The sequence below is a fragment of the Flavonifractor porci genome (assembly GCF_037572415.1).
Taxonomy (GTDB): Bacteria; Bacillota; Clostridia; order Oscillospirales; family Oscillospiraceae; genus Flavonifractor; species Flavonifractor porci.
Window position 1 is genome coordinate 64,256 of record NZ_JBBHLB010000014.1, and the last position, 22,574, is coordinate 86,829.

A 22,574-nucleotide genomic window follows, 5' to 3' on the forward strand; every position below is an offset into this window, starting at 1 on the left:
AGCTATCCTTTTTCACGAATAACAGTAATGTGTATGAGATTCACCTTGGTGTAAACATATTGTAGCAAGCAATGCCCCTGGATAGCCATTCGGCTTCCGGCGCTGCTTGTTGAGGGTATCCCCCAAGCCCCCATAAACGCAGGATTTCATCCTGCGGCTACGCGTTCTTTGAACGCTATTTCGATTCAGGACTTCCTTACTGTGCATGACAAACCAAAAAGGTCTTCCTACATTTCTGTGTGACCGTTAGTCATGGTGCGGAAGTTCTAAGAGACAAACCATCTATGTAAAATGTGACGCTATGAGGAAGGGCGTGAAATATTCTTATGTTTGATTTTGGAAATGCAAACGACGGCCAGCGAAAGGCTATCTCCGCTGCGGAAGGGCCTGTCCTTATTACAGCCGGTCCTGGAACTGGAAAAACATATACGCTTGTTCAACGCACAATCTATCTCATAGAAGAATGCAATGTAAAACCGGAAAGCATCTTCGTCGCCACATTTACGGAGAAAGCAGCTAAAGAACTAATAACAAGAATCACAAACGAGCTGTCCAATAGAGGCATTGCGGCGAATATTAACGAAATGTATATCGGAACATTTCACTCCCTCTGCCTTCGAATTCTAAAAGAACATCTAGAATATACGCGACTTCGCAGAAACTATCGCCTTTTGGATGCTTTCGATCAACAGTACATGGTTTTCCAGAATATCCATCGATTTAGAAGTATCCCTCAAATTGAAATTGCTCTGCCGAATGGTGGTGCATGGAAACAAGCAGCCGCTATCTGCAATTATGTAAATAACCTCTCTGAAGAACTCGTAACCCCCGAAGAATTGATGGCCGATGCGGATCAATCAATTGCAGCTCTTGGGCGAATGCTTAAAGAGTATCGCGACATTCTCACTGAAGGAAATTTGATGGACTTTTCTTCTATTCAGATTGAAGCCTATCATCTTCTTCGGGAAAATAAAGAAATACTGGATGAATTGCGTTCCCAAATTACACATCTCATGGTTGATGAATATCAGGATACGAACTTTATCCAGGAGCAGTTGGTATTTCTTCTCGCCGGAGACAGAAAGAACATCTGTGTAGTTGGTGATGATGACCAGGGTCTCTACCGTTTTCGCGGAGCAACCATCCGAAATATATTGGAGTTCCCGCAGAAGTTTGCGGATGGTGAATGTCGCATTATTCCACTAGTTGTTAACTACCGTTCTAACAGTGATATTGTTGATTTCTACAACAGGTGGATGGCTACCACGGATGGCGCAAAGTTCAAGTTTAGCTGGGACAATTTCCGGTATGCCAAGCAGATTGAACCGCATGAGAAAACATTGCTTCATAGTCCGGCCGTCGTGAAACTCGCCAGTGATGATGATCCTGATGAGTGGCATGAGAAAATCCTGAGTTTTATCAATGACCTTAAAGGCTCAGGCAAGCTCACGGACTATAATCAAATTGCCTTCCTCTTCCAATCTGTAAAGCATCCCCGTGTCACAGCACTTGCCCGTTTTTTGGAACAGAACCACATAAATGTTTATTCGCCACGCTCAGATATGTTTTTTCAGCGTGATGAGATACGCCTAGCTCTTGGATGCCTGATGCTTATGTTCCCACGCTATGTGCAAGGATTAGAGAATGGCGATTATGTATTTCTCCGTCCAGAGCACCTGACTTACTACCGGAATTGCATCATGCTGGCAAATGAATATCTTATGCGGCCAGAAAATTCAGAACTTTTGAAATGGATACGCCGCAGAGGAAAAGTCCATGTCAGTTTGACTGGTGCCACGGACTACGCCTATTGCGGATTGATGTATCAGCTTTTTGAGTTTCAGCCTTTTGCAGGGATTCTTGATACAGAGATGGATGTCGGCGTGGTTGACATCCGCCCCACGCGAAATCTTGCGAAGCTGACGCAAATCATCGGCAAGTTTGAATACCTTCACCGAGTGGACGTTCTGGATGCAACGGAATACCATGGTAAACGCCGTATTGATCAGAATACGGAGATGCTTTTCAACCTGTATTTGCGTCTTCTCTTTGATGGGGGAATCACGGAGTATGAAGATGACTCTGAGTATGCCCCCAGCGGCTGCGTATCGTTCCTGACGATCCACCAGTCCAAGGGTATGGAGTTCCCGATTGTTTTGGTGGATTCTTTATCGAATGTACCAAGAAAGAACACAAATGACTTGATGATGCAGATTGAGGAGCGTTACTTCAAGCGTCCTGCTTTTGAACCGCATGAGGTTACGAAGTTCTTTGACTTCTGGCGACTCTACTACACGGCATTTTCCCGTGCACAAGATCTGCTTATTCTGACCTGTAATGAGGACAATCGGACCCCCAGCAACTATTTCAAAGAAATCTATGGGGAACTGCAATCCTTGGACAGCTCTGGATTTGACATACAAGAGTTTGACTTTAAACCAATCAAAGACGTAAACATCAAGAATACCTACTCGTTCACATCGCACATTTCGGTTTACGAAACTTGCGCCTTGCAATATAAGTTCTACAAGGAATTGGAATTTATGCCGGTCCGTGCGAACGCTATGCTCTTTGGTACTCTGGTACATGAGACTATAGAGGATATTCACCGGGCTGCTTTGCGGCATGAAGAGCAAACGATTACCGGGGAAAATATAAGTCGCTGGTTCGATTCCAATTATGTATCGCTTACAAAAACAGAGCATACATACCTAGCTGGCCCTCAGCGCGAGGCAGCTTTGAAACAGGTGCTCCGCTATGTGGACAGACAACATGGAGATTGGTCGGCTATTCAACAGGCCGAGGTGGATGTATCTCTTGTGAAACCGGATTATATTATTGAGGGCAAAGTCGATCTGATTCGCGGCGAAGGAGATACAGTTGAAATTGTAGACTTTAAATCCCAGCGCAAACCCGACATGGAGAAAGACCGCGAACAGCTCGAGCGATATCGTCGGCAGCTTCATATCTATGCCCATCTTGTGGAGGAGCGCACCGGAAAGAAGGTCAGCAAAATGCACATTTACTATACCGGCGAAGACAGCGGTGTGCCGACGATCACCTATCCGTACACAAAATCCGCTGTGGAAGGTACAATGGCAGCATTTGATGATACAGTCAAGAAGATCATGCGGAAGGATTTCCACCGCTGTGCCAATGACCCCAAAATCTGTGCGGGATGTGATTTCCGCTTTTACTGCGGGAATAAGTAATTGAGGACAATGCTTTATGGCGGAACATCGAGTACGAAAAAATGAAATTATTTACATTATCCCAACCGATGAGCTTTTTCAGAAGTGGAAAAGTGATGAAGCTTATATTGATGACTATGGGCGGCTGATAAACAGAAAACCCCATCGTGTTCTCAAAGAACTAAAGCACCATGCCGCACACCCGCCGGTACCACACCATAAAGAAACAAATCCGTCTATAGTTCCTGCTCAAAAGTCTTTTTCTTTGAAGGAATATTGCAAAGATGCTGTGCGCAACAAAACGATTGAGGCCAGCGAGAAAGTTGTTGACTGGGCAGTTGATAAGCTTTTTTATGAGGTGCTGCCGAATGTCTGGCAGGAGCATATTGTCCCATTTTACCATACAGCGCGGGAAGTCCTGACAACAAGGGAACTTAAAGTGGAGGCGGTACGATCTCAAGCTAAAACAAGAGAGGGTGCCGTTGTGAAGCCGAAACTGACTGCAAAAATGACGATGGAAGAAGCAGATGCCGAGAAGCGGAAAGCTTTATATCATTGGCTGGGATTACTGGAGAGCCTTACGAAACTTCAAAGTGCTGGGGAACTGGATGCGACATCTACATTGGCGCAGCTTACCGATCCGGCTATGCTTGAACAGGTAAACCGCTATTTGGGCGAAAATCTGAACCTGCTTGAAACGGATAGGTATCTTTTGCTTCATTACTTGCTGGGCAGAGATTTGTACAAAGAAGGGCAACTCTTACCGATTGGCGCGGCTGAAATAAAGAGAGTAGCAGCGTCGTATGGATTTGCAACGGAAATCGAGAAAATGGAGGATAAACTTAATGGATAACGAACAGCTGACTTTTGAATTTGAACAGCGACCGACGATTAAAGGGTTTCCAGAACTGCGGTGGACCGGCAAGCGTCCGTACCGTTCTACACAATATTACCCTGCGCAGCTGCGGGAAACTTATGGAAAAGAACAGAACGGCTGGATTATCCCAGGCGTGTTTCATGCGCTGTTTGATATTACAGCGGAACTGAAAACGGAGGATAAAGAACTGGTTCTGCTGCGTGAACCAAAAGAAGCTGGATATTACGAATTTTCTGCAAAGGATGACCTGGTCATTACAAATCGTTATCCCGGCTTTACCCCGGAACAAATCAAGAAAAGTTTCCATGCTGATACCTACTGCTTCGATTCTATCCCAGAGAAAGAATGTTTTATGCAGTATATCACCAGTGGAAAAGTCAAAGAAGTATACTTCACAGGAATGTTTACCTCCAATCAGGGAGATCTTTCCGTGCATTATTATGACCCGGAATCGGGCAGAATTCGTCAATACTATCCGGACTTCTTGGCAAAAATGGCGGATGGGTCCTACCAGCTGATTGAAGTCAAAGGAGATAATAAAATTGACGATACGGTGGTAAAAGCGAAGCAAGCAGCCGCAGAGGAGATGGCCATAGCAAGTGGAATAAAGTATCTGATGTATGCAGGAAGCCAGATTGTTAACTCTCATGTTTTGGAAGATGCCTCTGACACTGCATCAACTATTTCTATGTGCTGATAGCCACTTATACGACCTACTGGGTCACGATCAGCTTATGGGTCCGCAGGACGGCAATCTCCGCCATTCGTTTCTCCGCAGCCTTGATTCTTGCGGATAGCTCATTGTGGTGGGCCGTGGCCGCAGCAGCCTTTTCCTCCAGCACTGCATACTCCAGCAGGTTATGCTCGGTGAGATAGTTCACGGTCTGCGCCATCTGTTTCAAATTAAAGACCTTGGCCCATCTCGCATATCCGGCACCTTTTCCGGCCTGGAGCTTTGCCTGGATGTCAACCAGCAGATTGACCTTCGACAGATCTGCCCGCTTGACCGGCTTCTGACGGGGCGTATGCACCTTTTGACCGGCGAGGACGGCCAACAGGTCTTCCAGGGTGTAGCCATCACCCAGACTGTCCAGGCGGGATACTTTGCTCCAGCCTGGGAGCTTCAAACGGTAGGATTTCCCGCGCTTGGATACTTCACAGCCAGATTTTCGGAGTAGTTTCAGCAGCTCGTCCAGGTCAGCAGGCTTTTGTGCCAAGGCGTTATCTATGGCAGCACGAAGTAATTCCCGATGGGAGGGCTTCGCCTGATCGCCCAGCCATTGGTCGTAACTTTTGCCGTGGGGCTTTGGGTTCTCGACAATGGACAGTCCGTTCTCAATGCAGATGGTGTCGCTCAATCGACGGACAGCTTTCGTGCTGCCCCAAAAGTTGCGGAACTTCCGGTCACAGTCCAGGTTAAGCCAGCGCACCGCCGCCAGCAAGCACAGCCAGTACCGCCAACAGAATTACCGGATTGAGGCCCACGGGTTCCTGCTCGGTTTCTTGAGGGGCAGGCGTTGCCTCCGGCACTTCCGGTTCCGGCTCCTTGCCAATACAACCGCTCATATCGGTGGCACACACCGGACAGGCCGTATTGACCGCACCAGCCACACATTTTTCCGTACAGGTACAGGTGGCGGGCTGTTCCGTGGTGGTCTGGCCTTCCTCCATCAGTGCCTCCAAATCGGCTTCATCCACCTGGTTCAGAAAATGGACGGCAGTTTCCTTGTCCTCATTCGCCCTATCAATGAGGATATAAAAGTAGTTGCCCGCCTTGGTGGTGACGGTAATAAGCTGCTTATTGCCGCCGAAATCATCCACCAGAGCAGCGTTGCCCTCCGGGGTCAGGGCGGGACTGTCCTCGGTTTCCTCCACGACCACATTGCTGTCGTTGGTGGCATCCTCCGCCGGAAGTTCTTCCGTTCCCTGGGCAAAGGCAGTCACGGAAAGGCCCATCATCAGCACCAGGGCGGCGCAGAGGGCCGAAAGGGTTTTGAAAATTTTCTTATTCTTCATGGTCGGTATCCTCCTGTTCGTTGTAATCGGCGGAAGCAGCGGCCATGCCGGGAACCGTGCCGCCAGAGAGCAAGGCGGAAAGCTGTTCCGGGGTCAGCCGCAGCGCGCGCACCGTCTGGATGATCTCCAGGTTTTCCGCCTCGGTTTTCTGCGCCTCCAGGGTTTTCAGTTTGTCCTGGTACTCCGTGATCTTCTCGCGCACCTTGGCAATCTCCTGGTCAATGCGCTGGATTTTGTTCTTAGCCATTTCAATCACTCCTTTTCTCAAAAATCAGCCTTACCAGTTCATCAGGCCATAGCCCTTGATGCACTCGTAGGTCAAAGAATAGCTTCTGACTTTGCAGGCGTCGCCGGAATTGCCCTCCACGGTGTAGACCCGGCTGCCATCCGTGCCGACAACGATGCCCACATGGTCGGCTCTGCCGTCAAGATCCCAGTCGAAAAAGATTGCGTCGCCGGGGGCAATATTGGCATAATCAGGCCCGCCCCATTGCCCGTGAGACTGGAACCACGGGATGCCCTGCGCCTGACACGCTGAAAAGCGTGGTTCGGACAGCCCCATCTGGCCATAGCACCAGGAAACAAAGCAGGCGCACCACTCCACACGGGAGGTAAAACCGAACCAGCTCCAGTAGGGCTGACCGCCCACATTGCCCACCTGGCTCTTGGCAATATCCACCACGGCCTGATTTCCGGGGCGGGTGCCGTTGACAAACTGCACGCCGGTCAAGCTCTCGGAGTCGCTGGTGTCGGCAGAACCACCACCAAAAATCAGCGGTTTGTTGCCCAGCGTGCTGCGGTACACCTGATACATTTCCAGCTGTTCCGGGGTCAGCAGCTCCGAAGCCACAGAGGATATAGGCTTGCTGGTGAGCTTCACATTCAGAATGTAATACTCGTAGGGAACTTCTACCTCGTACTCGTATTCTTCCGCTGTGACCTCACCGGTCTCCGGGTCAGTAGATGTGGTGGTGCCGGTCCGGGTCTCTGTCCGGTATCGCGTCTCCACTTCCTCGGTAAGCGTCAACTCGTACTGTGCATCAAACACACGATCCAGCTCCGCCTGGGCGCTTGCCTGCGTGTAGCCTTGCAGCACGGCAGAGAGATAGGCCGCCAGCTCATGGGGGTCATGCCCGATCATGTCCAGATCATAGCGGTACTCGTCATACCCCGGATGGCTACTTTCGATGCCGTCGATCTCCGCTTGCAGTGACGCCTCCTTGGCTGCATAGTCGGCCTCTACCGCCACCATCTCCGGGTCATCCGACGGATAGGTGGTGCCGGACACCACAGAACCGATACTCTGTGCCATCATGGAGCAGGAGGACATGGTGTTGAGCAACAGACAGACAATCAGGAAGATTACCCCCACGAGGATGAAACCTCTTTTGTGGCGCATGACAAACGCACCCGCCTGCTGGGCCTTTTCCTTGGCAGCCTTGGCCGCCTTACCGGTGGCCTCCGCAGTCTTGGCAGCACTTCCGGCAGACTGACCGGCGCGCTTGGCAGCGGCATACTGCTTCTTGATGGTCCGTTTCTGCTGCCAGCGAGAGAAAGGATTGCTGGCAAGCTGGGGATTCTCCTGCAAAGATTTCTGGTACAAGGCGTTTACATTGGCCTTTTCCAGCTTTTTCTCGGCCTGGGCTGCTTTACGATAGGGCTTCAACTTGTGACTGCGATAGCCCTCCCGAACCAATCGTGCGCCGGTCTCTGCGGCCTCCTCGGACTTGTGGGCGCTCTCCACGCCCACATTGTCCTGTTCGGCCTCCTGGATTTCCTTGTGGAGTTTCCCCAGCGCAGCATTGGCGGGGGCATCCCGTACCGCATGGGACAGCTTGGAGGGCGGCCTTTTCTTGTCCTCCAGCACCAGCTTCGTGGTGACTTTTCCGGTCTCCGGGTCCACCGCCTTTTGCCGGACCTTCTTTTTCGGAATTTTGGCCTGCGCCTTATCCGCTTTGGCGGCGGCCTTGTCCGCCTTACGAATGGGCTTTTCCAGCGCCGGGTCAGCCCGTTCTTCCGCCGTAAAGCGCAGGCGCGGCTCCTTATTCAAACCATTCTCCCATCATCAGGGAGGCCATCATGTAGCGCAGCTCCACATAGAGGGCCAACCCCTGGGGACCACGGGAGGGGTGCTGGATCAGAAAGGCGTAGATCTGCGCCACTACAGAGGCCAGCAGTTCAGACTGCCCGCCCTCGAAGATGACGATGACGGGAACGCCGTTCATAGCGCACCAGATTTCCGTCAGGCGCAGCAGGCCCGCCTCGCCGTCCTCGCTCAGCTGAGCCGCCTGGTCTGCCGCTTCACGGCATTCGCTGACGGCAGCGGCCATGTCGGAGAGCAGATTGGAACGCTGTTCCTCCAGCGCCGCTTCAAAAAACATCATAGAGTTCAGTTCCATATTGGGCTTCATGGTCATTCATCCTCCTTTTTCAGTTCCTGGGGTTTGGTGGTCATAATGCGGTACAACTCGGTGTTCTTCGGGAAGTGGTCCACGAAAGGCAAGATGGTTGCGCCGTAGAACAGCAGGCCCTCGCCCTCGCCAGAATGGGTCACATAGCTGAGCTGGTGCGGAGAAATGCCCAGCTGTTTGGCGAGAATCTGCCGGTCACCGCCCGCCTGGTTGAGCATATACACGAAGTCGGAGTTCTCAAAGATGTTCTCCACCTCCCGGCTGCTCAAAAGGTCTTTGACATTCTGCGTGATGCCGGTGGGGATGCCGCCCCACTTACGGAACCGCTTCCAGATCTCCACCGTGTAGGCGGCGGTCTGTTCCTCTTTCAGCAGCAGGTGCATCTCATCGATGTAGTAGCGGGTGGACTTGTGGGCGGCACGGTTGATGGTGACACGGTTCCACACCTGGTCCTGGACCACCAGCATACCGATCTTTTTCAGCTGCTTGCCCAGTTCCTTGATGTCATAGCAGACAATGCGGTTGTTGATGTCCACATTGCTGCGGTGATTGAACACATTGAGGGAGCCGGTGACGTAGATTTCCAGCGCCGTGGCGATGTACTGCGCTTCCTTTTCCTCCTGTGCCCGCAGCAGGTCATACAGGTCCTCCAGAATGGGCATATTCTCCGGGCGAGGGTCATTGAGGTAAGTCTGATAGGGGATGCTGTCCTGTGCGGACTTTTCCTTTTTGTCCGTGCGGTTGGCGCGGGCAATGGCGGCTTCGATCTGCTTTCTGTCAGCGCGGGAAAGCTTCTTCTTGGGAACCGGCGGCGTCTGCTTGCCATCCTTATCGGCCTGCCGGTTTTTCTTTGCGGTGAACAATGTCATACACCTCCTTGTCGAGTCTTGCCTGCCGTTCCAGCACGGCATAGAAGTTGTTGGTCTTATACGGGCGCTGTTTAGGCGGTGTCAACGGCGGCTTCTAACTGCTCCGGGGAAGTAAAGCCGTATTGCTGGTAGACGGACAGCGTTTTGGCGGCCTGCTTCAGATTGTGTATCTTCGCCCAGCGTTCATAGCCCCGGCCTTTGCCCTCGGCCATTTTCTGCTCAATGTCCACAAGCCGCTGCACTCCGTCCTGTTTCGGGGCGGCTATCTCGGCTCTGGCAACCTGCAAGCGGTCTTTTATGGTGCGTGGGGGATCGGGGGATCTGGCTGGCGCTTCGGCTGCTCTGGCGGCGTTTTGCTCTAAAACGGCAAAGACAGCGGCGCGGTCAAAATCGTCGCCCAGCTTCCGGGCGGTAATTGGCTTTGTCCTGTCCGGCGTGAGGTAGGAAAGCCGCCCCCGGCTCTCCTTGACGGTCACACCCTCCTGCAGCAACAGAGAGGAAAACTCGTCAAAGCTGGCGGCGGTGGCAAGGGCTTTCCGTAGGGTCTGCCGCAGCTTCTCCTTGTTCGTTTCAAACTTGGTCTGCCGGGGCGTGATACTATCGGCAATCATGGGGGCGTTCTGCTTGTCCAGCGCGGCCTGTCCCTTTTTCTGCGCCCAATACTCCCGGTCGGTGACGCGGTTCTTGCTGCCGTTCAAGAGGTCGATTTGATAAAGCCCCTCCCGGTGGCACATCTCCATGACTTCGGATTTGAAGTAGCGCAGGGCAGCGTCGGTACATCGGTGCTTGCAGCCGACTTTCGTATCGGCCGGCCTGTCCATGTAGGGCAGGAACGGCACTTCCTCAATCCGCAGGCTGTTTATGACGATATGCACATGAATGTTGCCGCTGTGGTTATGCCCGTCCGGGTGGGTGCAGACAAGGGCCTGGTGGCCGGGAAAATGCTCTTTACAGAATTGTTCCCCCAACGCCTGCGCCCGGTCTACGGTCAGGCCGTTGTCCGGCCCGTCCCGCGGGTCAAAGCTGATGATGTAGTGGTGGCTTTTCACATCTTCCCGCCGCTGGTTTTTCTGATAGCGGAGATTGGCCCGCATACACGCAACGGCAAAATCCTCCCCGTCGCAGTTCAGCGTGGACAGCCGGTAGTCCTCGCGGGGGATAAGCCTGCCGGTTTCATCAAGGACGGGCTTCATGGTAAACTCGTCATGCTCAAAGAGAAGATATTGCTCGGCGGCTCCGTAGTCGGCGTTTTTAGAGTTGATATGCTTGAGTGTTGCCAACCGCGTCACCTACTTTCTTGAGGACTTCATACTTGAGGACGGCAAGGTCGGATATGGCGGCGCGTACCTCGCCGGAAAGGGTGTTGTAGGGTACGCCGTATTCGTTCAGATACCGGGCAATCTGATTGAGGTTGCCGCCGATCCTGCCGTACTCGGCTGTCAGCTTCCCGACAGCGGAAAGCAACTCGTCATTGACCGACGACACATGGACAACCGGGCGTATGGTCGCCCGCCGTATCGCCTGCCGGAGAAATTCGGACTGGCTGATACCATAGGGCGCAAGCCGCGCTGTGAAGTCGGCATACTCATCTTCGGACAGCCGGGTTTTCACAACGCGGCTGCGGTGGGGCGTGTTGTATTTCTTTCGCATGGTGTGACCTCCTTTCTCGCCCGTAAGGGCGCATGAGCAGGGTTTGGGGAAGGCACTCCCCAACAAGTTTCCCGCGAGGGGCAAAACTGCAGAATTGCGGATTTTGGCACCGTGGTAGAAACTTGCTCTCCGTGACTGCAAACTTTCTCTCACTTCCGTCCGCCACTTTTTTGGAAAACTGCAACCACAAAAGTTTGTTTCTCTTTTTCTGCTACTACTAATCCTGTAAAGGGCATTCCTGCCCGCTTTCGCTAAAATGACACCGGACGCAGTGGTTTCTACCCGGTGTTGGAGAAATCCTTTCTCTTTGCCCTCTACTACGGGTAAATGCTCCAAATGCCAAACACCAGGGCAGAAAAATTCCCTCCTCGCTTACTACTACAACCGGCAGGGGGCAAAATGGCCGGGAGCGGAGCCGGACAACAAAAAAAGCAGTAAATCTTTTTCAAGACTTACTGCTTTCGCTGGCCGCGTCGGTGGCGGCTGGTATTCAGTTTTTATGACTTGTCCGGTGGTTCGTCAAGCCGGAACTTGAATTGACAGTCAATTAACCGCTGCTTTACATAGTCCTCCACCTCGGCGTTGACCTGCCCGTTCACTTTTGAGAAATAGCGGATATATCCGGCGTAGTGGAGCAGGACAGCGTTCACGGCTTCTGGGTCGCCCTCACGGGCTTTGAGGATTGTTTCATAGGGGAGAAGTCTACTCATACCGGCTCACCCCCATTTCTTCGCGTAGCCGCTGCAAGGCAAGCTGGATATGCCGCCCCGCTGTGCTGCGTGACCGGCCAATACACGCGCCGATCACGCGCTGCGGCTGGCGCAGAAAGTAATAATAAATCTGCTCTTTCGGTTGCCCTTCAATCGCTATATCATAGTAACTGTGCGGTGTCATATATTTTTCAGTCAACGTGACAAAACAAGGGTGTTGCGTTGCAAAGACAAAAATTCCGCTTTCCTGCAACAGTTCATAAACAGCCATAAGAAGTGGTTCAATATCCGTAATATCCATAATTGCCATATTAGAAACTGCTTTCGTAAAGGCTCGATTTCTTTTTAATTCTAATATACTTTTTCTATCGGTCGCATCCGCCACACAAAATTCAATTTGTTTTGCATATTGTGATTGCCGTCTTTTAGCCAATTCTATCATTTTTTTGCTGTAATCAAAAGCGACAACCGAAGCGCCTCTTTGTGCAAGATACGAAGAATAATTTCCATTGCCACACGCAATATCCAAAATGTAATCCGCAGGATTAGGAGATAGAAGTTCCGTTACTTTGGGACGCACTACCTCTCTGTGAAATTCATTAGATTCGTCACCCATTGCATTATCCCAAAATTGTGCGTTCTCCTCCCAGATTTTTTTACTTTCCTCTGTTCCCATGTTCTCTCCCACTCCCCAAATTTGCTTTTTTGCTTCCATTAAATCTTCCTTACTATATTCCATTGTTACCCTCCATAACTTCTGATTGTTGCCGTCTTGACGATTATGTATCTTTACATTACCTTCTGAAACATATGGCGCACCTTGTCCAGGCGGCTGTTTGGACGGCGGGGCTGGATGACCGGCTGACCGACAGCGGCCTGATATCCTTTCAGCTCTGTAAGGCATACGCTCCGCCCGTTGGTGTAAAAGGCCAGATCAGTACGGTATGCCTGTATACAGCGGGCAGGAATCTCGCCAGTAAAGACAACTTCATCCTTTTTTACCTGGGCCGTTTCGATGGTGGCACAGTATTTCGGTGCATCATGATAAGCCCTGGAAAGGTATTCCTGGGGCGCATAGAGGATGAAGGAGAGATAAGGTTCCAGCAGCTGCGTCCCCGATTCCTTCAATGCCTGTTCCAATACAATCGGGGCCAATGAGCGGAAGTCCGCCGGCGTGCTGACCGGACTGTAATAAAGCCCGTATTCAAAGCAAATCTTACAGTCCGTTACGTTCCAGCCGAACAAGCCCTGCTCCAGCCCGTAACGGATACCATCCCTGACAGCGTTTTGAAAACTCTGGTTCAAGTATCCCAGCGAAACCCGGCTCTCGTATTGTACACCGGAGCCAAGCGAGAGTGGTGTAACAGACAGTCCTATGGATGCCCAAAACGGGTTGGGCGGCACCTCGATATGGATGGTGTGGCTGGCTGCTTTGAGCGGCCGCTCCATATAAATGACGGAGGGTTCCTTTACCACTGTTTCAAGCTTGTATTTTTCCGACAGCAAAGCGGAAACAACCTCCAACTGCACCCGGCCCAAAAAAGAAAGAATGATCTCATGGGTGATGGAATCCACTTCGCAACGCAAAAGCGGGTCAGTATCCGCAAGTTGCGTAAGAGCGTCCAGCAGCCGTTCTCTTTGCGCTGCCGTTTTCGGCGCAATCGTCGTCCGCAGCATGGGGAGGGGGTCCTCGCGCCACCTTTTACGAGGGAGCCGGGTTTGGTCCCCTAATACATCGTTTAACCTCACGCTGTCGCTGGGAAGGATAACAATTTCACCCTGATAAGCGGTGTCTGTCCGAACAATTTCCCCTTTGGATGGAATACGCATCTCTGTGATTTTCAGCTTTTCTCTCCCGGCCAGGGCCACCGTATCCCGCAGGCGCAGCGTTCCGCTGTATAACCGTAGATAGACACGCCGCTGGCCGCAATCGGTGTACTCAACCTTGAAAACGCTGCCGCATAGGGCGGCGCCCCCCTGTTCCCCAATCGGTTGGAACAGCCCTGTCACCGCATCCATCAACGGTTGAATGCCAAGGCCATTTTTGGCGCTGCCATGATAGACTGGGAACAGGGAGGCGTCTTGAACCCGCTGCTGTTCCTCCCGCGCAAGTTTTTCCCGGCTGATTGGTTCTCCTGCGATATACTTTTCCAATAATTCATCGTTATTTTCGATGACCGCATCCCATGCTTCTATGTCGGTATTTTCCTCCAGGACTATTTCCGGGGACAGCGACACCGTCTGCTTGATGATAATATCGGCGGAGAGCTTATCCCGAACAGACTGAACCACGCTCTGCAAATCAACGCCAGCCTGGTCGATCTTGTTGATAAAGATAACGGTGGGAATGTTCATTTTCCGCAGGGCATGGAACAGAATACGGGTCTGGGCCTGCACGCCATCTTTAGCGGAGATCACCAAGATGGCCCCATCTAAAACAGCCAAAGAGCGGTACACCTCCGCCAAAAAATCCATGTGGCCGGGCGTATCCACAATGTTAACTTTACATCTGTGCCACTGGAAGGAAGTGACTGCCGCTTGAATGGTAATCCCACGCTGCCGCTCCAAAAACATGGTGTCCGTCCTCGTTGTCCCTTTTTCGACGCTCCCCGGTTCTGAAATGGCTCCGCTGGCATATAGCAGGCTCTCCGTCAAGGTCGTCTTTCCAGCGTCTACATGGGCAAGAATTCCAATATTGATTATTTTCATGTGATTGTCCTCCCTTTACAGCCCCAAAGGGCATAAAAATCCCCAGCAGTAAAATACTTTTACCACTGGGGATTATAAGTTGCGGACATACACATATACAGCATACACCTGTTTGTGATTGCTGTTTTTGGGGATATGTCAAAATTGATAAGGCAAAAGTATTCTTAAATTGGGTACAAAAAACTAAGCCCCTACAAAAGGAGCTATCATAATCCTTTGTTCCCACTATTTGATTATAGTTTTATTTAAGAATACCTTGCCGCATATTTTTTACTCCTTTTCTGGATTAAATCATTGTATCACATCAGTTTTAGGAAAGCAAGTACCTAAAAGAAATTTTTCTTCCCCTTATATGTAACAATCATACCGGCTTCCTAGCGTTCAGAATGTTTTCTGCTGTCTGCTGTGGTGTTTGGTTGGAATTGTCCAACCAAAAGCCGATCCGTGGTGTTGTCTGCATTTTACTAAATACAAATTCAATGTATACAGAAAGATATAAGGAGTGGGAGGGATTCCGCCGTAGTTGGCATTGTAGGAAAATCCAAAAGTTTAGATTTTCCCACAATGCTTATCTTTTGGTCTTTGGTTCGGAATAGTGTAGTGCTGGCGGTCTATCTCTTGTTTTCGGTTGCTTGCTTCCTTACCGTACATGAGCATTTGCGCCGGGGTTGTCGTTGCCGTAACCTTCCAGCAGGTTGATGACACCCCAGATGCCGAGACCGGCGCCCAGAGCGATAACGAGGGTCTGAAGAACGGTGATATTACAATGATAGATGGCTATGGGTATCACCTCCCGGATAAAATGAAAACCCGCAAAAATGGTACAGACGCCAAAGGCGGGTATACTGTTTTTGTGGGTGTGCAGGGATAGCCGCGTAAGCGGCGCAAGGGGTGCAGCCCCTTGTTGCGGCAAAGCCGCCAATGTCGGTCAGAGAGGGAAGCAAGCGGCTTTCTCTCTGTGCCGACAAGCCCTCGGCAGAGCGCACGCACCCGTAAGGGTGTATAAGTGCGCCCTTTGTACCAAAGGGATTATTCGCTTTTCCCGCCCTCGGTGCGTTTTTTCAGATAGCCCCGCGCTTCCTCGCTCGTCAGGGCAAGCCGGAGAAAGGCGGCGGCTTCTTCGTCGGTCATGGTCTTTGCTTCTGGCACAATGCTCTCAAAGACCGCACCCCGGACGATCAGCCGATGGCTGCGCGTCCTGCGTTCCTCTTGGGATAACTTTTGCCGCAACACCTTTTCCCGATTTTCAAGCTGCCGGATTTTCTTCTTCCCGTCCTCAATCTCGGCTTGCAATTCCTCGCGTTTTTTTCTCTCGGTTTCGTCATGGGTGGTCACTCCTTTCTACCTGTCGGCATAGAAAAAGGACAGTCGATTTCCTCGGCTGTCCTTTTGATTAGGGTGTTTGGTTTACTCCGTTCTGCTCAATAAATGGGAATATTAAATATCAATACGCCCTTTAATACATTCCTATTAAAACATCAGCTTCGATTGTCAAATGTGTGAGAGTACGCCAATCAACGCAATCTTTTTCAACGCAAAAGAGAAGCGGCGTCATTTCAATAAACGACATTCTTTGTTCTGATGACAACTGTACGGTGGCTGAAACCGTTTCTCTTGAAATGGTTTTAAGATATTTCTCAAAATATTCAACGACAGACTCATTTGAATAATCTGGATTTTTCAAGTGTGCTTGCACTTTAGTCCTGATTTCCCTCAAATGATTTTTCGTAGGAATTACTTTCACAACATATCCGTTAGGAGATAGCAATCGCTGAAATTCTTTGTAGTGTGCAGGCGAAAATATGTCTAAAATACAATCCATACTTCCGTCTTTCAAAGGGATTTTTGATAAGTCAGTAACAAACCACTTCACTGCTTTGCGCTTGTCTTTTTTTGATGCAATCTGTATTGCCTCCCTTGACAAGTCAAAGGCAAAGATGTTTCGTTCTGTTCTTTGCTGTATCTGCCTTGCATAGAAACCCTCGCCGCAACCAACATCTAAAATGTTTCTTATAGATGGCGTATCAGAAATAAACTGTATGATTTTCTCCAACACAACATCATACATGCCATACTCCAAAATTTGGTGCCGGTTGTCAAAAGACCGCTTGCTGTAGTTGGTTTTGGGCGATGATTTTAACAACAAATTTACATACCCATATCTTGAAATATCAAAGCAATGTCCATGTCTACAAATTAGGCTATTGCCTTGTATATCCATTGATTTTGTGCAAATTGGGCATTGAAAATAAACCTTGCTGTCTGCAAAGCGTGATAAATTATTATTCATTTGTTTTTCCTCCGTAATTACATCTCTGCTTCAATAAGCGAGTTATGCAATACGGATAACCGCAACATAACTCGCGGTTTTATCTTAATCTCATAAATGTAACCATTGTGTTGTCCTCCAATCAATTCCGCAGTATTACTCTGCTTTTAGAAAAAGTATAGCACAAAACTATGAACATTTCAACTCTATTTCAGCCTGTCGGCGACGTTGCTCTCTCTGGCATACCGCCCGCCGTTCCTCGCTGTATGGGGCGGTCAGACGGAAAGAGAAGCGGCCTTTCTCAATGTCAAACTCCATGCAGCCCGTTTCCGGGTCTGCGTCAGTCTGCTGGCAGATCGCCGGATAACGGCGGCTGTATGCAAGCAGACGCTTTTTCAAGGCGGTGTTGTGGGTGCGGATATGGATAAGGGGGTCTTTCTCGTCAAACCAAATATCGGTGGTCTTTTCCTGCTTGGTAAGCCCTGTTCTCATGCAAACTCCTTTCTGTGCCCCTGTTACGCAATAGGGGCATTTTTCGGGTGTTTTCTCCGGCTCTTGACTTGGAGAAAACGGCGTTTTTGACGATAAAAACCGCCCGGACGTGGAATGTATCGTCGGGGCGGCTGTTATCGCAAGATTTCCGATTTTTCCGGCTCTTGACCGTCAGACGCAGATAAACACGAACTGTCGGCAAGTATCGTCTTGAGCAGCTTGTCGCGGAATGTTTCTGTGCTGCTGTGATTGAAAAATAACTCCGCAACAATAGTCTGCCCGTTTCTCTGCGTCGTGATAATACTGTCGGGGTTCCGGGGCGCGGTGGGCGTCCCGTTCTGTTCTGTCATATAGGCTTCCTTTACACTTAAAATTATGCACTCCAGCGGGCGGAACCGTACTCCATGCCATGCCGGTATTTTTTGGCGTTCTTGCTTTTGAGATAGACGGCCAACCGCAGACCAGCGCCACAGCACAGTCCCACCAACAGGTCCAGCGGGTGAAGGCTGGGCCACCAGCTGGCCAGCGCCACCGGCAGCGTGGAGAAGAACGAGAGCATTTTTGCCGAAGCGTCCGCACCTGTGGCCATACGCCAGCCTTCTCCAAAATTGGTGGCGAACAGACCCACCAGGAGATATGGCAGGTTCAGCAGAACGAGCTTTTTGATGTCCAACTGCTTTTTCATCGTTCCAGCTCCTTCCGCTTGTGCCGGTCCATAACCGTATTCTGAAGCAGTTCTTTGAACTTACCCAGTTTCTCCAATATGGACGGGCGTTCTGTTTTCTGCGCCTTTTTCACCTTTTTGCTGGTGTATTCGGTAAAGGCGGCGGTCAGAGCATCCGCATCCCGCCCTTTGAAGAAAATCAGGTACTTGGGCGGAGAGCTGCTGCGGTCTTTTTTAACGGCATAATCCACACCGTACTTCCGGGCAATCTTCTCAAACTCACGGATAGAGGGGTCGGTGATCTCGATGTTGGATACGCCCTGGTTCTGACCGATCAGCTGTTTCACGGTCTGCTTGCCATGCGGTATCACGGGAGCGTCCCGGCTTCTTTGCTTTTGCAGCTTCTTTTCCTTGCGGTAAGCCATGTACTTGGCAATAGCGGCCTTAAACAGCCGCCCTGTGAGCTTTGTGCCGCTGACTACCAGCGTCAAAGTTCTGTTTTCCACTTCCTCCTGCATAGGTCATCGCCTCCTTTCCACAGGTTTTGCAGGGGTGGTGCTTGATACTAGGGCGGGACCACCAGCCGCCGCAGCAGAAATTTCACGATTAGAACCTCCTTTCAGCGCAGCTGGTCGGAACGATCATAGTAGAGATGTCCCTGACGCACCTTGGCATGGCTGAGAATCTTGATGTGGCCCTTTTCCTGGCTCTCCAGGCTTTTCTGGTATCCGGCCTCCGTCAGAAACAGACGGGTCCGTTCGCCCTTCCATCCCACCGGGGAATCGTAGGTCAGCACATCGAAGATAATCATGTGCCGGGTATCCTCAGCAAACCGCTGTAAATCCATGTACTCGTGCCCGTGGTAGTTCTGTGCCCCGGCTTTGAGGCGCATTTCCTCCATCAGCTGGCCCACGGTCTTACGCTCAGGCATGGCGCGCACCTCCTTTCCCGCGCCCCTGGCCCTTCACGGTCAGGATACCGTTCAGGGTGGTGGCGGTGATCCGCAGGCGCTCGGCGGTGGCGATGTCATTCTTCACGGTCTCGTCAATACCGTGGCCGCAGACCACCAGCACATGGGACCGGCGCAGGTAGTCCCGCGCCATATCCAGCCCGTCCTTGTGTTCCTGGGGAATCTCGTCCTTGAGGAAGGTGGGCAGGAACAGCACCGGGCAGATGGGCGAATACCCGGCGTCATACACCTGACGGCAGTAGGCCGCAGCGTTCTCGGCGTTCTCATACTGGCTGTTGCTCCAGGGAGCCGTAATGTAAGCAAGGGGTCGTTTCATGGCAAAATCCTTTCTCCCGGTGCGTCCGGGCAGTAGAAAAGCGGCTGTTTACCAGCCGCCTGCGTACATATCGTGGTTAACCTGTGCGGTGTAGTGGTTGCTGATCGTGGTCGGCGCATTGAACAGCACCGCAAGCAGATACTGCTTCATGTTGCGGATTTCGGTGGTATTGTTCCGCAGGCACTCCATGACAAACTCGATGTGGGAGCAGTCCAGCTTCAAAAACCGGGAGCAGACCACCTCATGGGGAAAGTCGCTGCCAGCGATCCGGGTGGTTTTCCGCTTGGCGCAGACGGTCTCCACCATCAGCTCCACAATCTCGTCCAGGTCCTCCCGGTAGGTGGTAAACTCCCGGCACAGGTGGTCATACTCGATGTTCTCCAGAATCAAATCCCGATACCGGAACCATTTTCAGAATATAGAAGCGTTACCCACTTCTTGAAAAGCTCTGATTCGCAATACACCATGCACTGCTCTCTGTTTTTTTCAGTGCGAAAAGAGTATATGGTCTCGGAGTTTTCCCAGATGGTACGAATAAGAGACCGCGGATCAACTTCTTCCAAAAGGTTTTCCAGTTCGACTTGCTGGTTGTAAGTCGATTCAGTAGTTATAAAGATATCCTTCAGTGTGTTTTCCAAATCTTCAACTGTGTGCATATATATCCCCCCAATCTCGCAATGGTCTATTTCTTCCAACATACAACATATCAAGGGTGATGCTTTCTTTTAGGCTTGAAGTCGAGGACATGGCCCTCGATCACATGGGCATACCGCTTGATTTTGATTTCCCGGCGCTGCTGACTCAGGAGAGCGGCCTGATACCCGTCCTCTGTGAGAAACAGCCGCATTTCATCACCGGGGCTACCGTAAGAACTGGGACGCTGAACGGAAAACTCGATCATCCAGCGGGTGTTATCCTGAAAACGCTCTACGGCAAGAATGTTGTGCCCTTTCAGCTCACGGGCCGAAATATCCCTCATAGGCGGCTCCTTTCATCGTTCCTGGTCTCTCTGGCGCTTCTTCTGCCACGCCTCCAGCAGCTTGATAATGGTTTCCTGCATCCGCTGGGGCGTGTAACTCTTGGGAAAATACTTCCGCAGGGTGTCGGAGGTGAAAGTCACCCGGTCCAGATCGCTTTTCTTTTCCTCGCCCATGATGACGCGCATCATATCGAGGGTCAGATGTCCCTCCTGGCTGTATCTCTTGAGCCGCTGGGCCTGGGAAAGAGAGGGGGTAGACTGTTCGCTGTCCATCGCGTCCAGCAAATCCCGCTGTTCCTCTTTTTTGAGGAAAGACAGCTCATAAGCCGGATTGAGTGCGATTTTCTGTTCATCAATCATATCCAGCAGTTCGGGAATCAGTTCTGTCAGGCGGATATAGCGTTGAATTTGATTTCGGCTCTGACCAACTTGCTCGGCCAAAATATCCCGTGACTTCTTTCCATCCGACTTGTGCCCAACTTGGGCACAAGTTAAATCGGACCGTTCCCCTTGGTGCTTCATAGCCTCTAGCTTCATCTTGTAGGCAAAGGCTCTCTCGCTGGGAAGCAGGCTTTCCCGCTGCAAGTTGCTGTCCACCATGATGATGGTGGCGGCATCATCGTCCAGGTCGCGGACAATGACCGGCATGGTTTCTTTCTCGGCCAGTTCACTGGCCCGGTGCCGCCTGTGACCGGCTACCAGCTCATAGCCACCCTCCGGGTCCGGGCGAGCAATCGCCGGAACCAGAACACCGTACTGCCGAACACTGTTGGCGGTCTCCATCATGGCTTCGTCATCCTTGACTTTGAAGGGATGGTTCTTGAAAGGATGCAGTTCAGACAGCGGGATTTCCCGTACCTTCTCCAGCTTGGCATCCTGGCGGCTTTCTTCGGTGGAAAACAAGTCATCGTATGGAGCAAGCTCTACTTTTTTCGCGCTGCTTTTCAAGTTTCATCACCTCCTGGGTCAGATTTTTGTAACCCTCGGCCACTTTGCCCTTGGGGTCATGGGCAAAAATACTCTTGCCCTCGGCACTGATTTCCTTTGCCCGGACGGAATGGGGAATCTCAGTTCCGAACACTTTGATTTTGCTGCCGTAGGTTTCTCGCAGCAGAGCCGCAATCTCCTTGGCAAAGTTGGTGCGGTTGTCCACCATCGTCAGCAGGATACCGTCGATCTGGAGCTTGGGGTTGATCTGCCGTTTCACCTTATTGACCGTCTGGAGCAGCTGTTCCAAGCCCTTGGCGGGCAGATACTCCGCCTGGACGGGGATTATTACCCTGTTGGCAGCAGCCAACGCATTGATCGTAAGCATCCCCAAGGAGGGCTGACAGTCAATCAGGATCTGGGAATACTGTCCCTTGAGAGTGTCCAGATACTGCCGCAGGATTGTCTCTCGGCTCATGGCGTTCACCAGAGAGACCTCCATGCCGGAGAGCTGGATGTCAGCGGGCATCAGGTCAACGCCCTCCGGGTGATGCAGGATACCCTCGCCGGGGCGCAGCGGCTCGTCCATCAGGATACGGCCCATCGCGTCGGACAGGGTAAAGGGGAGCTTGTCCGGCTGGGGGTGGCCCAGGCTGATGGTCAGACTTCCTTGCGGGTCCCCGTCGATCAGCAGCACTTTCTTCCCGGCCTGTGCCAGCCCGATACCCAGGTTTGCGCAGGTGGTTGTCTTGCCAACGCCGCCTTTCTGGTTGGCGATGGCGATAATTTGTGTGTTCATTTCAGTTTCCTCCTGTGTATTGAACAGAAGATGGAATGTAAAGAGGGTAAACTACCCCCTTGGGTTTTCTTAAAATCAAGAACATTTCGGCATCCTTTTGATTTAGGATTCATTTATCACGGTTCTGTACCGGACACTCCCATTGCCTGCGACGCTTTTAACGCTCGGACTGTGGCTGAGTGTAAGTTTTCCCCCTGTCCCTGGATCGTGGCCTCAAGTTATCAAGCTCTTTACCGGCGATAGGGAAGTCGCTCGACCCGTAGGCGTCATGGCGTATCACCGGAGTGGCTCTCCGAGGGACGGTTGTACCTGATGTTCTTCTGAATTTTCAAGGTCCATGAGATGTAACTCTCACTTGTAGGCCACGGCAGAGGCCGTTTGTTGCGCAAAAAATAAAAAAAGGAGCAGAAAAATTTTCTGCTCCCTGTTGTGACAAGGTATAATGACCTTTTATTGTGTGTAGCCACGCTTTTTACTCCAATTCCTAATCAACAGTAAAATCGTGTTGTGCATCTGTTCACTATTGTAATGCGAGGGGAAATACTGCTTGATTTCTTCTTCTTCAACAATCATCGGCTCTCTCTGGTTTGGTTTCTTTTTCGATAAGACATTAAGGTCAAAAGGGAGGTTTTGAAGTTAGCGCAGCTAATGTTAGGCCTGTTTTGCTGCTCCAAAACAATATCATACCAATAAAAATTGCCTGCCGGCCCTCTATACGGGACGGC

At 51.1% G+C, this 22,574-nt stretch carries 21 protein-coding genes and 8 pseudogenes; 3 read left to right on the forward strand and 26 right to left on the reverse strand.

Going from position 1 to position 22,574, the window contains the following annotated elements; genetic code table 11:
• The first annotated feature begins 326 nt into the window (after positions 1-326).
• The 3 genes from WHJ28_RS12265 to WHJ28_RS12275 are packed head-to-tail and all read left to right on the forward strand — an operon-like array spanning position 327 to position 4,765.
• Entirely contained in the window at positions 327-3,212 is a 2,886-nt protein-coding gene (locus WHJ28_RS12265) for an ATP-dependent helicase (RefSeq protein ID WP_340042401.1), read from the forward strand.
• A 16-nt stretch (positions 3,213-3,228) separates the two neighbouring features.
• Positions 3,229-4,044, forward strand: coding sequence for a hypothetical protein (locus WHJ28_RS12270; protein WP_340042402.1), 816 nt, complete (start codon positions 3,229-3,231; stop codon positions 4,042-4,044).
• Positions 4,037-4,765: a TnsA endonuclease N-terminal domain-containing protein gene (locus tag WHJ28_RS12275; RefSeq protein ID WP_340042403.1), complete on the forward strand. Its 729-nt coding sequence runs from the start codon at positions 4,037-4,039 to the stop codon at positions 4,763-4,765. The genes WHJ28_RS12270 and WHJ28_RS12275 overlap by 8 nt, the downstream gene beginning before the upstream one ends.
• A 37-nt stretch (positions 4,766-4,802) precedes the next feature.
• On the opposite strand, the pseudogene WHJ28_RS12280 reads toward WHJ28_RS12275, so the two are convergent.
• The 26 genes and pseudogenes from WHJ28_RS12280 to WHJ28_RS12405 all read right to left on the reverse strand — a co-directional run.
• A pseudogene (locus tag WHJ28_RS12280) lies at positions 4,803-5,489 on the reverse strand (relaxase family protein); the annotation flags it as partial.
• A pseudogene (locus tag WHJ28_RS12285) lies at positions 5,488-6,084 on the reverse strand (DUF4366 domain-containing protein); the annotation flags it as partial. The pseudogenes WHJ28_RS12280 and WHJ28_RS12285, both read right to left, overlap by 2 nt.
• On the reverse strand, positions 6,074-6,331 hold the full coding sequence (locus WHJ28_RS12290; RefSeq protein ID WP_340042404.1) for a DUF4315 family protein: 258 nt from the start codon (positions 6,329-6,331) through the stop codon (positions 6,074-6,076). The gene WHJ28_RS12290 and the pseudogene WHJ28_RS12285, both read right to left, overlap by 11 nt.
• Before the next feature lie 30 nt (positions 6,332-6,361).
• Positions 6,362-8,134, reverse strand: coding sequence for a CD1108 family mobile element protein (locus WHJ28_RS12295; protein ID WP_340042405.1), 1,773 nt, complete (start codon positions 8,132-8,134; stop codon positions 6,362-6,364).
• On the reverse strand, positions 8,127-8,495 hold the full coding sequence (locus WHJ28_RS12300; RefSeq protein WP_209346017.1) for a DUF3851 family protein: 369 nt from the start codon (positions 8,493-8,495) through the stop codon (positions 8,127-8,129). The genes WHJ28_RS12295 and WHJ28_RS12300 overlap by 8 nt, the downstream gene beginning before the upstream one ends.
• A gap of 2 nt (positions 8,496-8,497) precedes the next feature.
• Positions 8,498-9,193, reverse strand: a pseudogene (locus WHJ28_RS12305) (VirB4-like conjugal transfer ATPase, CD1110 family); the annotation flags it as partial.
• 130 nt (positions 9,194-9,323) lie between these two features.
• Positions 9,324-9,440: pseudogene (locus tag WHJ28_RS12310) on the reverse strand (PrgI family protein); the annotation flags it as partial.
• Positions 9,439-10,644: pseudogene (locus tag WHJ28_RS12315) on the reverse strand (relaxase/mobilization nuclease domain-containing protein); the annotation flags it as partial. The pseudogenes WHJ28_RS12310 and WHJ28_RS12315, both read right to left, overlap by 2 nt.
• A complete protein-coding gene (locus WHJ28_RS12320) occupies positions 10,616-11,014 on the reverse strand; it encodes a plasmid mobilization protein (protein ID WP_002596229.1) in 399 nt (132 codons plus the stop codon). The pseudogene WHJ28_RS12315 and the gene WHJ28_RS12320, both read right to left, overlap by 29 nt.
• Positions 11,015-11,511: 497 nt before the next feature.
• Positions 11,512-11,724 (reverse strand): helix-turn-helix domain-containing protein, encoded by a 213-nt coding sequence (locus tag WHJ28_RS12325; RefSeq protein WP_002586615.1) that lies wholly within the window; start codon positions 11,722-11,724, stop codon positions 11,512-11,514.
• Entirely contained in the window at positions 11,717-12,463 is a 747-nt protein-coding gene (locus tag WHJ28_RS12330; RefSeq protein WP_340042407.1) for a class I SAM-dependent methyltransferase, read from the reverse strand. Before WHJ28_RS12330 ends, WHJ28_RS12325 begins: the two co-directional genes overlap by 8 nt.
• Positions 12,464-12,513: 50 nt before the next feature.
• Entirely contained in the window at positions 12,514-14,433 is a 1,920-nt protein-coding gene (gene tet(W) / locus WHJ28_RS12335) for a tetracycline resistance ribosomal protection protein Tet(W) (RefSeq protein WP_002586627.1), read from the reverse strand.
• A gap of 652 nt (positions 14,434-15,085) precedes the next feature.
• Positions 15,086-15,214 (reverse strand): annotated as a pseudogene (locus tag WHJ28_RS12340) (Maff2 family mobile element protein); the annotation flags it as partial.
• Between the two features lie 248 nt (positions 15,215-15,462).
• Entirely contained in the window at positions 15,463-15,768 is a 306-nt protein-coding gene (locus tag WHJ28_RS12345; protein WP_002584968.1) for a DUF3847 domain-containing protein, read from the reverse strand.
• Between the two features lie 121 nt (positions 15,769-15,889).
• Positions 15,890-16,723, reverse strand: a complete 834-nt coding sequence (locus tag WHJ28_RS12350) for a methyltransferase domain-containing protein (RefSeq protein WP_002584969.1) — start codon at positions 16,721-16,723, stop codon at positions 15,890-15,892.
• 168 nt (positions 16,724-16,891) lie between these two features.
• Positions 16,892-17,194 carry a hypothetical protein gene (locus tag WHJ28_RS12355; RefSeq protein WP_002584970.1) on the reverse strand — a complete coding sequence of 101 codons (303 nt, stop codon included), beginning with the start codon at positions 17,192-17,194 and terminating at the stop codon, positions 16,892-16,894.
• Between the two features lie 134 nt (positions 17,195-17,328).
• Positions 17,329-17,544 (reverse strand): transposon-encoded TnpW family protein, encoded by a 216-nt coding sequence (locus WHJ28_RS12360; protein ID WP_002584971.1) that lies wholly within the window; start codon positions 17,542-17,544, stop codon positions 17,329-17,331.
• A gap of 32 nt (positions 17,545-17,576) precedes the next feature.
• Positions 17,577-17,879 (reverse strand): annotated as a pseudogene (locus WHJ28_RS12365) (VirD4-like conjugal transfer protein, CD1115 family); the annotation flags it as partial.
• A complete protein-coding gene (locus WHJ28_RS12370; RefSeq protein WP_209346012.1) occupies positions 17,876-18,376 on the reverse strand; it encodes a PcfB family protein in 501 nt (166 codons plus the stop codon). The gene WHJ28_RS12370 and the pseudogene WHJ28_RS12365, both read right to left, overlap by 4 nt.
• Positions 18,377-18,477: 101 nt before the next feature.
• Positions 18,478-18,789 carry a DUF5720 family protein gene (locus tag WHJ28_RS12375; protein ID WP_209346010.1) on the reverse strand — a complete coding sequence of 104 codons (312 nt, stop codon included), beginning with the start codon at positions 18,787-18,789 and terminating at the stop codon, positions 18,478-18,480.
• On the reverse strand, positions 18,782-19,144 hold the full coding sequence (locus tag WHJ28_RS12380) for a DUF7768 domain-containing protein (protein ID WP_209346008.1): 363 nt from the start codon (positions 19,142-19,144) through the stop codon (positions 18,782-18,784). The genes WHJ28_RS12375 and WHJ28_RS12380 overlap by 8 nt, the downstream gene beginning before the upstream one ends.
• Positions 19,145-19,192: 48 nt before the next feature.
• A pseudogene (locus tag WHJ28_RS12385) lies at positions 19,193-19,543 on the reverse strand (DUF6017 domain-containing protein); the annotation flags it as partial.
• On the reverse strand, positions 19,531-19,800 hold the full coding sequence (locus tag WHJ28_RS12390; protein WP_340042408.1) for a hypothetical protein: 270 nt from the start codon (positions 19,798-19,800) through the stop codon (positions 19,531-19,533). The pseudogene WHJ28_RS12385 and the gene WHJ28_RS12390, both read right to left, overlap by 13 nt.
• A gap of 50 nt (positions 19,801-19,850) precedes the next feature.
• Positions 19,851-20,123 carry a DUF5720 family protein gene (locus WHJ28_RS12395; protein WP_204651777.1) on the reverse strand — a complete coding sequence of 91 codons (273 nt, stop codon included), beginning with the start codon at positions 20,121-20,123 and terminating at the stop codon, positions 19,851-19,853.
• Between the two features lie 12 nt (positions 20,124-20,135).
• Positions 20,136-21,071 carry a ParB/RepB/Spo0J family partition protein gene (locus tag WHJ28_RS12400; protein WP_209346002.1) on the reverse strand — a complete coding sequence of 312 codons (936 nt, stop codon included), beginning with the start codon at positions 21,069-21,071 and terminating at the stop codon, positions 20,136-20,138.
• Entirely contained in the window at positions 21,028-21,849 is an 822-nt protein-coding gene (locus WHJ28_RS12405; protein ID WP_209346000.1) for a ParA family protein, read from the reverse strand. Before WHJ28_RS12405 ends, WHJ28_RS12400 begins: the two co-directional genes overlap by 44 nt.
• Positions 21,850-22,574: the final 725 nt, after the last annotated feature.

Excerpts from the sequence above, each read along its gene's own strand:
- WHJ28_RS12265 (WP_340042401.1), top strand. The coding sequence starts at position 327 with ATGTTTGATTTTGGAAATGCAAACGACGGCCAGCGAAAGGCTATCTCC.
- WHJ28_RS12270 (WP_340042402.1), top strand. The coding sequence starts at position 3,229 with ATGGCGGAACATCGAGTACGAAAAAATGAAATTATTTACATTATCCCA.
- WHJ28_RS12275 (WP_340042403.1), top strand. The coding sequence starts at position 4,037 with ATGGATAACGAACAGCTGACTTTTGAATTTGAACAGCGACCGACGATT.
- WHJ28_RS12290 (WP_340042404.1), bottom strand. The coding sequence starts at position 6,331 with ATGGCTAAGAACAAAATCCAGCGCATTGACCAGGAGATTGCCAAGGTG.
- WHJ28_RS12300 (WP_209346017.1), bottom strand. The coding sequence starts at position 8,495 with ATGAAGCCCAATATGGAACTGAACTCTATGATGTTTTTTGAAGCGGCG.
- WHJ28_RS12320 (WP_002596229.1), bottom strand. The coding sequence starts at position 11,014 with ATGCGAAAGAAATACAACACGCCCCACCGCAGCCGCGTTGTGAAAACC.
- WHJ28_RS12325 (WP_002586615.1), bottom strand. The coding sequence starts at position 11,724 with ATGAGTAGACTTCTCCCCTATGAAACAATCCTCAAAGCCCGTGAGGGC.
- WHJ28_RS12330 (WP_340042407.1), bottom strand. The coding sequence starts at position 12,463 with ATGGAATATAGTAAGGAAGATTTAATGGAAGCAAAAAAGCAAATTTGG.
- WHJ28_RS12350 (WP_002584969.1), bottom strand. The coding sequence starts at position 16,723 with ATGAATAATAATTTATCACGCTTTGCAGACAGCAAGGTTTATTTTCAA.
- WHJ28_RS12355 (WP_002584970.1), bottom strand. The coding sequence starts at position 17,194 with ATGAGAACAGGGCTTACCAAGCAGGAAAAGACCACCGATATTTGGTTT.
- WHJ28_RS12360 (WP_002584971.1), bottom strand. The coding sequence starts at position 17,544 with ATGACAGAACAGAACGGGACGCCCACCGCGCCCCGGAACCCCGACAGT.
- WHJ28_RS12370 (WP_209346012.1), bottom strand. The coding sequence starts at position 18,376 with ATGCAGGAGGAAGTGGAAAACAGAACTTTGACGCTGGTAGTCAGCGGC.
- WHJ28_RS12375 (WP_209346010.1), bottom strand. The coding sequence starts at position 18,789 with ATGCCTGAGCGTAAGACCGTGGGCCAGCTGATGGAGGAAATGCGCCTC.
- WHJ28_RS12380 (WP_209346008.1), bottom strand. The coding sequence starts at position 19,144 with ATGAAACGACCCCTTGCTTACATTACGGCTCCCTGGAGCAACAGCCAG.
- WHJ28_RS12390 (WP_340042408.1), bottom strand. The coding sequence starts at position 19,800 with ATGCACACAGTTGAAGATTTGGAAAACACACTGAAGGATATCTTTATA.
- WHJ28_RS12395 (WP_204651777.1), bottom strand. The coding sequence starts at position 20,123 with ATGAGGGATATTTCGGCCCGTGAGCTGAAAGGGCACAACATTCTTGCC.
- WHJ28_RS12405 (WP_209346000.1), bottom strand. The coding sequence starts at position 21,849 with ATGAACACACAAATTATCGCCATCGCCAACCAGAAAGGCGGCGTTGGC.